Source organism: Microbacterium testaceum (assembly GCF_029761935.1).
Lineage (GTDB): Bacteria > Actinomycetota > Actinomycetes > Actinomycetales > Microbacteriaceae > Microbacterium > Microbacterium testaceum_A.
The window spans coordinates 2,807,449-2,822,590 of sequence record NZ_CP121699.1 but is presented as its reverse complement, the minus strand read 5'-3'; the positions used below and the strand labels follow the sequence as shown (position 1 = coordinate 2,822,590).

At 70.8% G+C, this 15,142-nt stretch carries 12 protein-coding genes; 6 read left to right on the top strand and 6 right to left on the bottom strand.

Translation table 11 applies throughout. The features are described 5' to 3' along the window. Positions 1 to 35: 35 nt before the first annotated feature. A complete protein-coding gene (gene upp, locus QBE02_RS13465; RefSeq protein ID WP_056224019.1) occupies positions 36 to 668 on the top strand; it encodes a uracil phosphoribosyltransferase in 633 nt (210 codons plus the stop codon). Here upp and QBE02_RS13460 read toward each other — a convergent pair. Beyond that, positions 653 to 4,201 (bottom strand): TM0106 family RecB-like putative nuclease, encoded by a 3,549-nt coding sequence (locus QBE02_RS13460; RefSeq protein WP_279366183.1) that lies wholly within the window; start codon positions 4,199 to 4,201, stop codon positions 653 to 655. The two genes, upp and QBE02_RS13460, sit on opposite strands and share 16 nt — an antisense overlap. 109 nt (positions 4,202 to 4,310) lie before the next feature. Here QBE02_RS13460 and QBE02_RS13455 point away from each other — a divergent pair, with 109 nt between their 5' ends. Further along, complete coding sequence (locus tag QBE02_RS13455) at positions 4,311 to 6,371, top strand: NAD(+) synthase (RefSeq protein ID WP_279366182.1); 2,061 nt, start codon at positions 4,311 to 4,313, stop codon at positions 6,369 to 6,371. Between the two features lie 39 nt (positions 6,372 to 6,410). On the opposite strand, the gene QBE02_RS13450 is transcribed toward QBE02_RS13455, so the two are convergent. Further along, positions 6,411 to 6,908, bottom strand: a complete 498-nt coding sequence (locus QBE02_RS13450) for a DUF427 domain-containing protein (protein WP_279366181.1) — start codon at positions 6,906 to 6,908, stop codon at positions 6,411 to 6,413. 100 nt (positions 6,909 to 7,008) lie between these two features. Here QBE02_RS13450 and QBE02_RS13445 point away from each other — a divergent pair, with 100 nt between their 5' ends. The 4 genes from QBE02_RS13445 to QBE02_RS13430 all read left to right on the top strand — a co-directional run bounded on the left by QBE02_RS13445 (position 7,009) and on the right by QBE02_RS13430 (position 9,073). After that, positions 7,009 to 7,206, top strand: coding sequence for a hypothetical protein (locus QBE02_RS13445; RefSeq protein WP_056224026.1), 198 nt, complete (start codon positions 7,009 to 7,011; stop codon positions 7,204 to 7,206). Further along, positions 7,203 to 7,346 carry a hypothetical protein gene (locus QBE02_RS13440; protein WP_156371548.1) on the top strand — a complete coding sequence of 48 codons (144 nt, stop codon included), beginning with the start codon at positions 7,203 to 7,205 and terminating at the stop codon, positions 7,344 to 7,346. The genes QBE02_RS13445 and QBE02_RS13440 overlap by 4 nt, the downstream gene beginning before the upstream one ends. A gap of 75 nt (positions 7,347 to 7,421) precedes the next feature. After that, positions 7,422 to 8,366, top strand: coding sequence for an aldo/keto reductase (locus tag QBE02_RS13435; protein WP_279367896.1), 945 nt, complete (start codon positions 7,422 to 7,424; stop codon positions 8,364 to 8,366). 149 nt (positions 8,367 to 8,515) lie between these two features. Next, positions 8,516 to 9,073, top strand: a complete 558-nt coding sequence (locus QBE02_RS13430) for a nucleoside phosphorylase (RefSeq protein ID WP_279366180.1) — start codon at positions 8,516 to 8,518, stop codon at positions 9,071 to 9,073. 24 nt (positions 9,074 to 9,097) lie between these two features. Here the strand turns inward: QBE02_RS13430 and QBE02_RS13425 are convergent, their stop codons facing one another. The 4 genes from QBE02_RS13425 to QBE02_RS13410 all read right to left on the bottom strand — a co-directional run bounded on the left by QBE02_RS13425 (position 9,098) and on the right by QBE02_RS13410 (position 15,106). Next, complete coding sequence (locus QBE02_RS13425) at positions 9,098 to 10,597, bottom strand: MFS transporter (RefSeq protein WP_279366179.1); 1,500 nt, start codon at positions 10,595 to 10,597, stop codon at positions 9,098 to 9,100. A gap of 81 nt (positions 10,598 to 10,678) precedes the next feature. Further along, positions 10,679 to 10,861, bottom strand: a complete 183-nt coding sequence (locus QBE02_RS13420) for a hypothetical protein (protein ID WP_056224029.1) — start codon at positions 10,859 to 10,861, stop codon at positions 10,679 to 10,681. A 43-nt stretch (positions 10,862 to 10,904) separates the two neighbouring features. Continuing rightward, a complete protein-coding gene (locus QBE02_RS13415; RefSeq protein ID WP_279366178.1) occupies positions 10,905 to 13,955 on the bottom strand; it encodes an SMC family ATPase in 3,051 nt (1,016 codons plus the stop codon). Continuing rightward, on the bottom strand, positions 13,952 to 15,106 hold the full coding sequence (locus QBE02_RS13410; protein WP_279366177.1) for an exonuclease SbcCD subunit D: 1,155 nt from the start codon (positions 15,104 to 15,106) through the stop codon (positions 13,952 to 13,954). The genes QBE02_RS13415 and QBE02_RS13410 overlap by 4 nt, the downstream gene beginning before the upstream one ends. Positions 15,107 to 15,142 lie beyond the last annotated feature (36 nt).

Below are 15,142 nucleotides of genomic sequence, written 5' to 3'. Positions count from 1 at the left end.
GGTGGTCTGCGGGTGGAGCGGTTAGCCTTGAGCCTATGCGTGTCCACGTCGCCGACCACCCGCTCATCACCCACAAGCTCACGGTGCTGCGTGACGTGCAGACGTCGTCGCCGGTGTTCCGCCAGCTCACCGAGGAACTCGTGACGCTCCTCGCCTACGAGGCGACCCGCAACGTGCGCGTCGATCCGATCGAGATCCAGACTCCGGTCACCACGACCATGGGCGTCAAGATCAGCGAGCCCCGTCCGATCGTCGTCCCGATCCTGCGCGCCGGGCTCGGCATGCTCGAGGGCATGGTGAAGCTCCTCCCCACCGCCGAGGTCGGCTTCCTCGGCATGGTGCGCGACGAAGAGACCTTCGAGCCGACGACCTACGCCGAGCGCCTTCCCGACGACCTCAGCGACCGCCAGTGCTTCGTGCTCGACCCGATGCTCGCCACCGGCGGCTCGCTCGGCGCGGCCATCAACTTCCTCTTCGCGCGCGGCGCGCAGGACGTCACCGCGATCTGCCTGCTCGGCGCCCCCGAGGGTGTCGCGGCGATCGAGAAGCAGGTCGAGGGACACGACGTGACCCTCGTGCTCGGCGCCGTCGACGAGCGCCTCAACGAGAAGGGCTACATCGTGCCCGGCCTCGGAGACGCGGGCGACCGCCTTTACGGCACGGCCTGAGCGCCCACCAACCGCGCGAAGCCGCTGAGCCGCGCGACCCCCTCGGGGGTCCGCGGAAGGTCGTCGAGCAGAGCGGGTGAGTACACCACGTAGGCGGCCTGCATCGCCCGCGAGATCGCGACGTTGATGCGGTTGCGCAGCAGGAGGAACTCGAGCCCGCGGGGGGCCTCCCGCCCCGACGAGGCGGCGAGCGTCAGGATCGCCACGACCGCCTCCTTCCCCTGGAACCGATCGACCGTCCCGACCGGGACGTCGGCGAAGCCGGCCGCGGCCAGCGCCTCCTCGACGGCGACCTGCTGAGCGTTATACGGGGTGATGACGATGATCTCGTCGGCCCGGAGCGCGCGCGGTTCGTGCACGGTGGCGGCATCGCCCGCCCCTCCCTCGGCTCCCGTCCACTCGCGTCCGACCAGCTCGGCGACCAATCGGGCGACCTCGGCCGCCTCTTCGTTCGAGAACGTCGCATTTCCGCTGTGGCGCACCGGAACCACGTGCACCCCCGGTTCGACGCCGTCGAGGCGGCGCAGAGCGGTGGAGGGGTGCGCGGCGAGGCGACCCTCGTACGACAGCCGCGACACCGGCTCGGCGACGGCGGGGTGCATGCGGCGCGTGCGGGCGAGGAAGTAGCCGAACTCCTCGGGCACCACCTCGGCTCCGTCGATGATCCACCCGAGCGCCGAGGTGTCGACGGGCTCGGGGTGCGTGCCCTGACTGACCTGCGGCAGCTGCTGGGGGTCGCCCAGCAGAAGGAGGCGCCGCGCCGCGAGCGACACCGCGATCGTGGACGCGAGCGAGAACTGACCCGCTTCGTCGATCACCAGCAGGTCGAGACTTCCGCGGGGGATCCGGGTCTCGTGGCTGAAGTCCCACGCGGTCCCGCCGACGACGAAACCGGTCGCGGCGTTCTCGCCGGTGAACGCCGCGATCCCGTTCTTCGGCAGAACGGTGAAGGAGTGCGAGACGCCCGGGTCCTTCGGCGCTTTCCCGACTCGGGATGCCGGCACCCCCGCCGCGATGACCTGATCGAGCATGTGCTCGACGGTCGCGTGCGACTGCGCCACGACCCCGACGCGGTACCCGCGATCGGCGACGAGGCGGGCGATGACGTGGGAGCCGACGTAGGTCTTGCCCGTGCCGGGAGGGCCCTGCACGGCCAGGTAGCTGTGGTCCAGGTCGGCCACGCTCCGAGCGATCGCCGCCACGTCGTCGTCGCCACCGCGGCCGTCGATGCTGGTGACCGGGGCGAGAGCGCCCGAGAGCGTCCGCGGTGGGACCCGGCGGAGGATGTCGGCCGCGGCTCCCTGCGGGATCGCCGGGGCCGCCGCGAGGACGGCGTCGGCCCACGCGTCGATCGCCTTCTGCTGGTTGCCGGCGCGGGGCGGGGCGGGCGGGGTGAGGGCGAGCGGCAGGTCGTCCCAGGTCACTCCGTCGGCGGCGATCTCTTCGACGATCGCCCCGTCGTCGAGGACCTCGCGAACGGTCGTGCGGCGCGCACCGTGAATCCACCGCGGCCGTGTCTCGAGCGGGAACGGGGCGGGCAGATCGTAGACGGCGAAAGGTTCGGCGTCCGCGCTCAGGCGCGTCCCGGGGGCGACCTCACCGCGCAGCTCGACGAGTCGGCGCTGCGAGCCCCGGCCCGACTCGGGGACATGCCAGTCGGCGACCACCCGCGAACGTGCGGCATCGACCACCACGACGTCACGCGTGTCCTCCCACACCGACAGCGGCTCACGCAGGCGCAGGAAGTGCGTGGCCCAATAGGTCTTCTCTTCGCGCGGGTAGTAGTCGATGGCGGCAGCGGCGAGACGAAGCGCCGTCGCATCGGGCTCGGCGGCGTCGGCCGCCCACCTCTGCAGGGCCGTGGCGCGCGGCGAGGGCTCGTACGCCTGCTCGTCGGGCTCGGCCCCTCGCGCCGGGACGGCGCCCGACTCGCGGGCGCGCTCGACCAGCCAATCGCGCAGTCGCCGGGTCGACACGCAGTCGTAGCGGTTGTAGTCGGCGAGATCGTCGAGCACGCGTTGCGCGGCGGTCGTGTCGCCGTCGGCGGCGAGCGCGCGGGCCTCGACGTACCTCACGATGGAGTCGTCTCCGCGCTGAACGTCGCTCGTGCGCACCTCGTCGCCCATGTAGAGGGGCTCGAGCTTCTTGATCGAATACGAGCGCGAGCCGACCCGCAGGGCTCGCCGGACGACCGGGTACAGGTCGACGAAGACGCCGTCGCGCAGGAGCCGATCGACGTCCGCTTCTCGAACGCCGTAGCGCGCCGCCATCGTGAGCAGATGGGTCGGTTCGTAGGGGGCGTAGTGGTAGATGTGCATGCCCGGGTACTGCTGACGGCGCAGCGCCACCATGTCGAGGAAGCGCTCGAGGGCCGCTCGCTCCTCGTCGAAGGTGTGCGCCCACAGGGCCCCGTAGGTTTCGCGAGAGTCGACCCAGCCGAAGAGGTAGTCGATGCCCCAGTGCTCACCGACCCCCTCGGTGTAGAGCGGGTCGCCCTCGAAGTCGAAGAACAGATCGCCGTGGTCGGGCCGGGGAAGCACCCCGAGCGACTTCGGCGCGACGACCTCGAAGGTCGGCACGGCGGAAGCGGGGGCATCGCCGCCCGGGACCCCCGCCGGGCTTTCGAGCTGCAGACGCGCCTGCGTGCGGAGGGACGCGAAGGTGTCGGCGCTCATCGCGGCGGGAGCGGCCGGAGCGGCCGCCAGCTGGTCGATCGTCTCGATGCCGCCGGCACGGAGCCGGTCGCGCTGGACGGGGCGCATGCCGGCGACCAGGAGCAGGTCGCGGTGCGCGACGACCTCGAGCTCGCACGTGGCGCACCGACCGCACGCGATGACCCCGAGATCGCCGCGCGCATCGCCCCAGGCGATCGCCGCCCCGGCGACGCCGAGATCGGCCCTCCGGTCGGCGATCAGCGCACGCAGGCGCTCCCGGCGCAGACCGAAGACCGGGAGGAGGTCGTCGACGCGGTGCGTGCTCGTCGAGCCGTCGCCGAGCAGCAACTGCACCTCGTCTGCGCGCGGGACGCCGAGACGATCGAGCTGATCCACGTAGGCGGCGAGCTGCATGAGCGCGGTCACCCGGGCCCGACGCGCGAGCTTCGTGTCCTGCACGATCCACCGACGCGTTCCCTCGGGCGACGCGTCGGACTCGCGGACGAGGAAGTCGGCGAACCCCACGAACTCATCGGTGGCGAAAGCGGCCTGGTACACCACCTCGACGGACGGGTCGGCCAGAGCCTCGTCGGTGAGGCGCACGGCTTCGGCGAGGGCCTGGGCGTCGGACGATCGGGCCGCCGGGATCTCGCGCACCGCCGCGCCGAAGCGGGCGCGGTCATCGTCGAGCACCCGCAGCTCGTGCGCCGTTCCCAGGCGGGCCGCGCGTTCGAGGGTGGCGTCCTCGGGGTCGTCGACGGGCGCGACGCGACCGATCTTCGCGTCGATGGCGCGCAGCCACGCGAACTCGCACTCCGCCGCCGCCTTGAGGTCGCTGGCGCTCCAGACGATCCGCGCCTCCTGCTCGATGTACCGCATGGTCCTCAACGCTAATCGGGGCCACCGACATCGGGTTCCGCCATCCACAGGCCGGCCTCCTCTCGCAATCCGACCGCCCGGTGTCGGACCGTGCTGACAGACTGAGGGGGTGATCACCGACCTGCCGTTCGAGAACGTGTACCGGCACGGGTTCGCGCGCGTCGCGGCGTGCACGATTCCCGTCGCGGTCGCCGACCCCGCCGCCAATGCCGACGCCGTGCTCGACTCCGCGCGCGCGTGCGACGCCGAGGGCGTCGCCGTCGCCGTCTTCCCCGAGCTGTGCCTCACCGGCTACGCGATCGACGACCTCGTCATGCAGGATCCCCTCCTCGATGCCGTCGAAACCGCTGTCGAGCGCCTGGTGCTGGCATCCGCCGATCTTCTTCCGGTGCTCCTCGTCGGCGCGCCGCTGCGCCACGGCAACCGCCTGTTCAATTGCGCGGTCGTGATCCACCGCGGTCGGGTGCTCGGCGTGGCCCCCAAGGCGTACCTGCCCACCTATCGCGAGTTCTACGAGCACCGCTGGTACGCGCGCGGAGACGACCAGGCCGGTCAGCACATCCGCCTCGCCGGCGAGACGGTGCCGTTCGGACCCGACCTGCTGTTCGAGGCGGCCGACGTACCCGGTCTCACCCTGCACGCCGAGGTGTGCGAGGACGTCTGGGTGCCGATCCCGCCGTCCTCGGGGGCGGCGCTCGCCGGGGCGACGGTGCTCGCCAACCTGTCGGGCAGTCCCATCACGATCGGGCGTGCCGACGATCGGAACCTGCTGTCGCAGTCGCAGTCCATGCGGTGCCTCGCGGCCTACGTCTACGCGGCCGCAGGTCAGGGCGAATCGACCAACGACGTCTCATGGGACGGCCAGACCATGATCTACGAGGGCGGGCACCTGCTCGCCACGACCGAGCGCTTCCCCGACGGACCACGGCGCAGCGTCGCCGACGTCGACCTGGACCGTCTGCGACAGGATCGCCTGCGGCAGGGCACATTCGACGACAACCGCCGCACGACCGGCCCCGCGTTCCGGACGGTGTCGTTCGAGCTCGCCCCGCCCGCGACCGACCTCGGTCTGCGCCGCGCGGTCGATCGCTTCCCCTTCGTCCCCGACGATCCGGCTCGCCTCGCGCAGGACTGCTACGAGGCGTTCAACATCCAGGTGTCGGGCCTCGTGCAGCGGCTCCAGGCCATCGGCGACCCGCGTCCGGTCCTCGGTGTGAGCGGCGGACTCGATTCCACGCACGCGCTGCTCGTGATCGCACGCGCCATGGACCGGATGGGGCGTCCGCGCAGCGACATCCTCACCTACACGCTGCCCGGGTTCGCCACGAGCGAGAAGACCAAGCGCAACGCGATCGCCCTCGCCGAAACCGTCGGCGCCTCGATCGAAGAGATCGACATCCGCCCGGCGGCGACCGAGATGCTCTCGCGCATGGGACACCCCTTCGCGGCAGGGCAGCCCGTCCATGACGTCACGTTCGAGAACGTCCAGGCGGGGCTCCGCACCGACTACCTGTTCCGTCTGGCGAACCAGAACAACGGGATCGTCGTCGGCACCGGAGACCTGTCCGAGATCGCGCTCGGGTGGTCCACCTACGGCGTGGGCGACCAGATGAGCCACTACTCCGTGAACCCCGGCGTTCCCAAGACGCTCATCCAGCACCTCATCCGGTGGGTGATCTCCTCAGGGGAGCTCAGCGATGAGACCGTCGACGTGCTCCAGTCCGTGCTCGACACCGAGATCAGTCCCGAGCTAGTGCCCGCCGGCCAGGACGGCCGCATGCAGTCCACCGAGGACCGTATCGGCCCGTACAACCTGCACGATTTCACGCTCTACCACGTGCTGCGCTTCGGCTTCCGACCGTCGAAGATCGCCTTCCTCGCGGCTCACGCCTGGAGCGATCGGGATGCCGGCGCCTGGCCCCCCGGCTACCCCGAGGCAGGGCGGCCGGCGTACGACCTCGTCACCGTGGCGAAGTGGCTCGAGGTGTTCCTGAAACGGTTCTTCGGCTTCGCGCAGTTCAAGCGCACCGCGATCCCGAACGGCCCCAAGGTGTCGCCCGCGGGCTCGCTGTCGCCGCGCGGCGACTGGCGTGCACCCTCGGACGGCAACGCCCGCGTGTGGCTGGCCGACCTGTACGCGGCCGTGCCGGAGGCGTTCCCGAGCGAGTGAGTCCGCGGTCCGCGTGCGACCCCACACGCTGGCGGGCCCTTACCAGCCCATCGACCCCGGAACGCCCTTGAACGGGCCCGCGAGGTCGCTCGTCACCCACCCACCGTAGAAGCCGCCCGGCTGCGGTTCGACCGTCTCGCCGCCCAGCACGACGCGATCCATCGGGCCCGCGTACACGGCGACCCGGTCTTCGAGGATCTCGTACCCGGGCATGGGGTGCGGATAGTTCCAGGCGGCGCGAGCGGCGACCGCTCCCCCACCCCCGTGGACATCGAAGTACCGGGCTCCCCCCTTGAACTCGCAGAACGACGCGCCCTCGCCGAGGGTCAGCGCATCGCCGAACGCCGCGATGGGCACGTAGTACACCGGCGGATGGCTGGTCTCGAGCACACGGACGACGTCAGCGGTATCGGCGATCCGCACGCCGCCGAAGTCGATCTGCACGCGCTTGCGGACGCGCTCCACGCGCGGTGGGCGGGGGTAGTCCCACACGGATTCCTGGCCGGGACGAACGGGGTCGGGTACGGGACGCGCCATGCGCCCACGGTACGCCGCGATCCGCATACTCGGGCGATTCCCCGCGTACCGGCTCAGGAGGCGCACAGCTTTTCGGTAGCCTGGTGACCGAGGGGGCACCGTGAGCGAACAGAAGACCACGCACGACGGCCGGCGGTATCGCGTCTACCAGATCGTCGGCATCGTGCTGGCCGTGCTCTTTCTCGCTCTGGGTGTCGCCGCCTATCTGGCCGGCGGAGGACCCATCATCGCCGCCATCGCCGTCATCGGAGGACTCGCCGTGCTCATCGTCTCGATCGTCATGATGGTGCGCTCGTGAGCGCCCCCGAGACCCCCGGCGGCTCCGACGGGAAGAAGAAGTACCCGGCGGGCACCGTCGTCATCTGGATCGCCGGTGCGGGCATCGGCCTGTGGCTGCTCATCAGCGGCCTGATCGGCATCCTGTCCGGAGGCAGCTGAACCGGCGCGTCGCGGGAATGCCCTCCGACGGTGATCGTTGACCTCCACGTCACCGATTTCGACAGGAAGGGCATCATGACGCGTATCGGACGCAGCGACCTCGACATCCTCCCCCTCTCGCTGGGCGGCAACGTCTTCGGCTGGACCGCGGACCGCGACACCTCGTTCGCCGTTCTCGACGCGTTCCACTCCGGTGGGGGCGACTTCATCGACACCGCCGACGCCTACAGCGCCTGGGTGCCCGGCAACTCGGGCGGTGAGAGCGAGACCCTCATCGGCGAGTGGCTCGCCTCGCGCAAGCCCGAGAATGTCGTCGTGGCGACGAAGGTCAGCCAGCACCCTCAGTTCCGCGGGCTGAGCGCGAAGAACATCCGTGCCGCCGCGGAGGCGTCGCTGACGCGTCTCGGCGTCGACACGATCGACCTGTACTACGCGCACTTCGACGACACCGACACCCCGCTCGAAGAGACCGTGGCCGGCTTCGCCGATCTCGTGACGGACGGGCTCGTGCGCTACGTCGCGGTGTCGAACTACACCGCGGCCCGCATCCGCGAGTGGATCTCGCTCGCCGAGGCCGCCGGCGCCGATCTGCCGGTCGCGATCCAGCCGCACTACAACCTCGTGCACCGCACCGAGGTCGAGAACGACATCGTGCCCGTGGCTGAGCAGTACGGCATGTCGCTCGTGCCGTACTACGCCCTCGCCAGCGGGTTCCTCACCGGCAAGTACCGCTCGGCGGATGCCACGGGCGATTCGCCTCGCGCGGAGGGTGCGGCGAAACTCGCCACTCCCGCAGGGCTGAAGCTGATCGACGCCCTCGAGGAGGTCGGTGACGCGCACGGTGCCTCCGTCGCGGCGACGGCACTGGCCTGGTTGCGCCTGCAGCCCACCGTGGCCGCCCCCATCGCGAGCGCCTCGAAGGTGGAACAAGTCGCCGACCTGCTCGCCAGCGCGTCGCTCGAGTTGACGAGCGACGAGCTCGCGCACCTGTCGGCCGCATCCGAGCCCGCACAGGGCTGAGCGACGACTCTCCCCTTCGCGTGAACGCCCGCCGCACGCGGAGCGCGCCCACGGTGCGTGTTCCGGCGCGGCGGGCGTCTCGTCGCGGGGGGGGGCACGCGGCGCGAACGCGCGGCGGCGTCGGCGTCGGCGTCGGCGACAATGGTGGGGTGAAGCTCCTCGTCGCCGCCCATGCGTCCGAACTCAACGCCTTCGAGGCGGAGATCCCCGGGTTCGAGCGCCTGCTCACCGGAGTGGGCAAGATCCCGGCCGCCTACGCGTTGACGCGGGCCCTGTGCGCGGGCGATTACGACGAGATCGTGGTCGTCGGAACCGCCGGAGCGATCGACGACGACGTCCAGGGCGGCATCTACGACATCGCCGCGGCGATCCAGCACGACGTGAAGGGCCTCGACGGCGCCTTCGGCGAGCACGTTTCGCTCCCCGCTCGCGTCGAGACCGGTCACGAGGGCATGGTCATCGCCACGGGAGACCATTTCGTCGACGATGCCGAGACCGTGAGACTCATCCGTGGCCTCGGCGGGAGTCTCGTCGACATGGAGTCCTACGCGCTCATCTGGGTGGCGCAGCAGTTCGGTGTGCCCATTCGCATCCTCCGTGCCGTGTCGGACCGCGCACAGGACGGCGCGACCGAACTCTGGGACGATGTTGTGGAACGGTGCAGTCACGAGCTCCGCGCTGAGATCCGCACCCGCTACGGCGTCTGAGCGCGTCCGCGACGCCGCCTGCACTCAGGGCGTCTGCGAGCCCGAACGCGCTCGACCCGCGAGGTCGGTGACCCCCACGACGAGCGCGAGCGCCAGGAAGACGCCGACCGTGATCATGCCCGACGCGTAGGCGTCGTGGTACAGCACGGCCATGTCGTCGACGCTGCCCTGCTCGCGGTAGACCGTCGCGTAGAACAGGGCCAGGGCGATGGCCGTGCCTACGGCCGTGCCGATGCGCTGCCCCAGCTGGCCGACGGATCCGGCGACGCCGCCGCTCTTGACCGGGATGTCGGCGAGGGTGAGCGTCTGGTTCGGCGAGATGACGAGTCCGCCGGCGAAACCCCCGAACGTCATGACCGCCGCCATCGCCCAGGGGGTCCACCCGGGGTCGGTGAAGAGGGCGACCAGGACGAGCCCACCGGCGGTGGCGACCATCCCCAGGATCCCCCAGACGACGAGGGGGCGCCCCAGTCGAGTGACGAGGTTGCCGCCGATCCACGAGCTGCCCGCGGATGCCACGGCGAAGCCGATCGTGACCATTCCCGCGAACACGGGTTCGAGGCCGAGTCCGCCCTGGAGAAACAGGGTGCCGAGAAGGAACATCGCGGGAACGGCGGAGAAGTACGCGGTCGAGATGAGCACGCCGTTGCGGTAGGACGCGAGGGAGAAGATCGAGAACGGCATGAGCGGCATCCGGCCGCGCTCCGCATATCGCCGTTCCCAGAAGACGAAACCCGCGGCGAACACGACCGACGCCACGAGGAACCACCAGCGGTGCGGGTTGTCATCGGGGCTACCCGTCGTGAACAGGAACGGCCACATCAACGACAGGATCGTCAATGCGAACAGCACGACGCCGACCGGGTCGAGATCAAGCTTGCGGTGCGATGTGGTGCGCGTGTCGGGAAGCAGCCACGCCGCCAGGGCGATGACGATCGCGACGAGCGGGACGTTGATCCAGAAGATGAGCCGCCAGCCGTCGGTGTCGCCGCCGATGGCGATGAGCAGACCGCCCAGGGTCGGGCCGAAGGCGGTCGCGATGCCGATCGTGGCACCGAAGAGCCCGAACGCGCGGCCTCGCTCTTTGCCCTGGAACAACTGCTGGACGAGCCCGAGCACCTGGGGCATCTGGATGCCGGCCGCGACGCCCTGCAGAAGGCGAGCGACCAGGAGCACGGTGGTGTTCGGCGCGAGCGCGCAGGCCAGGCTCGTCACGAGGAACAATGACAGGCCGACGAGGAAGAGCATCCGCCGAGAGCGGAGGTCGCCCAGGCGTCCGGCCGGCACGAGGACGAGGCCGAAGGTCAGGATGTAGCCCGAGACCACGAGCTGCAACTCGGTCGGGCCGGCGTTCAGTGCCGCCTCGATCGAGGGGAGTGCGACGTTGACCTTCGTGAGGTCGAGGATCGTCAGCGCTGCGACCGCGACCGCGACCCAGTAGGCACGCCACCGATGCCGCGGCGACAGCACGATGTCACGCGTGGGGGGATGGGCGGAATCCGTGGGCGCAGAGGGAGGAGTCATCGACGCCGACGGTACTCCGGGGGTCGGGCATCGGACCCGGGCTTGCGCGCGGGGGCATCTCGTCCTCTGCGGACGCGGGGGTCAATCGACGTCGCGGCGGGCGAAGACCGCGCGCAACACGAAGAACACGATCACGGCGACGACCGCGACGGCGAGGAGGCGGAAGGCGAAGGCGATGAGCGAGAACAGGATGTTCACGAGCACCCACGCGATGATCACGGCGACGACGACGCCGAGGATGGTCCAGAGGGTGCTTTTGCGCATGCGTCCAGCCTAGAGCCGGTGACCGGGGCTGCCAGCCGTGCTCTCAGCCGAGAGTCGCCCCCACCCCCTGTCGGATCACACTCGGGCCTCGGGTCGTCGCCGTGACGTGCAGCTGAGCGGGCAGCTGGTCCTTCATAGCCGCGACATGGCTGATGACTCCGACAGTTCGGCCTCCCTGCCGCAGTTCGTCGAGCGTTCTCATGGCGAGGTCGAGGGTGTCGTCGTCGAGCGATCCGAATCCCTCGTCGATGAAGAGCGTGTCGAGCCGGATGCCGCCCGCTCGCGCCGTGACCACCTCGGCCAAGCCGAGAGCCAGCGCGAGCGACGTGAGAAACGCCTCGCCGCCCGACAGCGACTGCGGGGGTCGACTCTGCCCGGTGAAGGCGTCGACCACCTCGAGTCCCAACCCGCTCGCGGCACCTCGGGCGGCCAGGGCGTCGCTGTGCTGCAAGCGGTACCGGCCGGACGACATGTGGTCGAGCCGCAGATTGGCCGCGGCCACGATCTCTTCGAGCTCGGCCGCGAGCACGAAGGTCTCGAGCGTCATCCGCCGCGTGTTCGGGGCGCGCCCGGCCACGGTGTCGGCGAGGCGGGCGATCACGGCGTGCTCGTCGGAGAGCGACGCCACCGCCGTGTGCCCCGCGTCGGCGCGCTGCGCGAGGCCCCGCAGACGGTCGGCCAGCGCGCGAGCCGAGGCGTGCGCCGCGGACGAACGCTGGACGGCCTCACGCGCCTCGGCGACGGCGAGCGCGAACGGAGCCAGGTCGACGGGCTCGTCGGGGGCGTCGACGAGGAGCAACTCGAGATCCAGCAAACGCTGGCGGACGGAGGCGACCGCCGCGTCATGCTCCGCGATCGCGGTGTTGAGGCGGTGCCGCTCCGACGCCGGACGGAGAGCCCGGGTCACGGCCTCGACGTCTGCGAACGGGCTGTCGGCCACGAGGCCCGCGACGATCGCTGCGGTCTCGTTCTCATGCGCCATCGCGGTCTCGAGCAGATCCTGCGCGGCGACGAGCTCGCGCACCGCTTCTCGTCGGGAACGAAGGTCGCGCTGCCGCTCGGCCACACTGTCGGAATCTCCGCGCGCCGCGGTGACCTCGACGCGCAGGATCTCGATCCGCTGTTCGGTGAGCGCGAGGGACTGGCGGGTGTTCGCGAGCTTCTCCGACAGGCCGTCGATACGCTCGGCGATCGACGCATCGAGTTCTGCCACCCGCGCCCGTTCCTCCTGCACGCGCTCGTGCTCGTCGACCTCGACCTCAGCCGAGGTGAGGGCCTCTTCCGTCTGGGCCAGACGCTCCTCGAGGACCTCGACGCTCTCTCCGCCCGCGAGAGCTGCGGCCAGCGTGTGCGCGTCACGCGCGACGCGCGCGGCGTCGGAGGCGAGTCGGTCCTGCTCGACGGCGACGTTCTTGCGATCTTCGGCGGCGTTGATCTCGTCGTCGGACACGGGAGCATCGTCACCACGCGCGGGGTGCGGATGCTCGCGCGCTCCGCACACGGCGCACGGTTCGCCGTCGACCAGATCGTGGGCCAGCTCGACGGCGGCACCCGCGAGACGACGGCGGAGAAGGGCGGTCCAGGCATCGACGGCACGCTGCACCTCGTCGGCACGGACGAGAGCCGCCAGATCCGCCCGTTCGCGTTCCTCGAGCAGGGCCGCGGCGCGGCGCGCGGCCTCGAGCCGGCGAATCACGTCGTCTCGCGCGGTCGCCGCGGTCGACTTCCTGGTCTCCGCTCCGGCAAGTCGCATGAGTCGCTCATCGAGGCCACGCAGAAGCTCCGGAACCTCGAGTCGCCCGTCGATCAACGCGTCCCGATCCGCGGTGGTGCGGGCGAGGAGCGCGGTGAACCGGTCGGCTTCGGCGACGAGCTCGTCGAGCTCGACCTCGGCGGCGAGTGCCGACTCGCCGCGGGCGAGCAGGGCCGTGATCTCGTCGTCGCGGGCGACGAGCTCTGCCCGGTCGACGCCGACCTCGAGGGACGACACGGAGCCGACCGGCTCGCCGAGCCGACGGGCCTTCTCGCTCGCGGCGCGGGAGCGGTCCCGGGCGGAAGCGAGCCCCCTGCGCGCCGACTCGGCCGCCTCGATCGCGCCGCGGAGAGTCTCGGCCTCGGCCGCGGCGGAAGATTGGTCGCGCGCGTCGGAGATCCGGGCGTCGTCCGCCTCGAGGGCCGTCAGGCGAGCGCGAAGACGTGCGCGATCGTGTTGCCGCTCGGTGAGGGCGGTCGCTTCGCGCTCGGCGATCAACGCCCGATCGAGACGCGCGTTGCTGCCGTCGCGTTCGCGCGCAGCCGACTCGACGCGGTAGTCGGCACGTTCCACCGCTCGCACGACCCGAGCGACACGATCGCCGACTCCGAGCGCTGCACCCGCGTCCGATCCACCTTCGACCGCGTCGACCGTCGAGGCCTCGGTGTCGAGCTCGAGGGCGAGACGCTCGGCTTCGTCGAGGAGGGTCGCGACCTCGACGCCCTCGGTGGCGAGACGCTCGGACGCGCGCTTGCGGCGTTCGTCGAGATCGGTCGCGTACTGCTCGAAGGACCGGGTACCGAACAACGTTCGAAGCAGGCTCAGTCGTTCGTCGTTCTTGGCGAGGAGGAAGCGCGCGAAGCGGTTCTGCGCCAACAGGATGACCTGGAGGAACTGCTGCTGGGTCAGACCGAGGATCTCGTCGAGACGAGCGGCGACATCGACCGGACGCGCGGCCACGCCCGTCCACCCTTCGGGAGCGAGGATCTCGAGCAGCGCCCGATGAGGCTCTTTCGTCGTCCCGCCCCCGCGTCGCTTCGGCCGCTCGAACTCCGGAGACCGAGTGATGCGCCAGCGCTCGCCCTCGGCGCTGAACTCCAGTGTCACGCGGGTCGGGTCGTCGGGCTCGCAATGGTCGCTGCGCAAGCGGCGCTCCGCACCGTCGTACCGCGGAACGCCCCCGTACAGGGCGTAGCAGACCCCGTCGAGCACGCTCGACTTGCCGGCTCCGGTGCGTCCCGTGATCAGGAAGATGCCGTCAGCGGTGAACACGTCGAAGTCGACGGTCTGCGCCTCGAGGAACGGCCCGAACCCCTCGAGGACGAGGCTGTGGAGCTTCACGCCTTGGCCTCCGCGACGGACCGGGCGTCGAGCACCTCGCGGATGAGGGCGCGCTCCGCCTCAGAGGCCCCTTCTCCCTCGCGGACGTGGGCGAGGAAGGTGTCGATGACCTCGCCGTCGTCGCGCGCCGACCGCACCCGTCGGGCGTACCCCGACCCGTCGTCGGGCAGGGTCTGAGCGGGGAGGTGGACGACCGTGGCGCACCAGGGGAAGCGCGCCTGCAGCCGGCGCATGGGATCGGGCTGCGGAGTGGAGTCGGTGTACTCGGCGCGCACCCAGTGCGCGTGGAAGTCGGCGAAGCGATCGTCGGTCAGGAGTTCGTCGAGGGGGGCACGGAGGGTGACGAGCGGGCGGGGAACGGGCAGGTCGAGCCAGGTCACGTTCGCGAGCCCGTCGGCGTCGAGATCCACCAACCAGGATCCGCGCGGTTTGCCCGCCTCACCGAAGCTGTAGTGCACCGGCGCTCCGGCGTACCGGACGCGGGTGGAGATCTGCTGGCGACCGTGGATGTGTCCGAGGGCGACATAATCGGGCCCGTCGAAGGCGGAGAGCGGAACCACGTCGAGACCCCCCTGGCGGATCTCGCGCTCCACCCCCGGCGTCGCGTCGACGCCTGCGGCGAAGCAATGAGCCGCCACCACCGAACGCCCACCGCGCTCGGCGAGGTCGGCGCGGACGAGGTCGAGGGCGTGCTGCATGGTCTGTGCCTGACTGCGCAGTTCGACGCCCTCCCAGAGGTGGCGCACGATGGCGGGCTCGAGGTACGGGATGCCGTAGAAGTGCACGGGGCCGTGCTCGTCGTCGATGGTCACCGGGGTACCCACGGCGTGAGGGTCGGTGACGACCGTGATCTCGTCGCGCAACAGAGCGGACTGGAAGCCGAGACGGGCAGCCGAGTCGTGGTTGCCGCTCGTGACGATGACACGCGCTCCGGCTGCTGCCAGCGATGCCAGGGTCGACGTCAAGACCGGATAACAGGCCGCCGAGGGGGCCGCGGAATCGAAGACGTCGCCCGCGACGACCAGCACGTCGACGGAGTTCTCGCGCACCTGCGCGACGAGGGCGTCGAGGACGCCGCTCAGCGCATCGAGGGTCGAGTGCCCGTGGAAGGAGCGCCCGATGTGCCAGTCGGAGGTGTGCAGGATCCGCATGCAGACACGGTACGTCGCACCTCCGACATCGGCTCG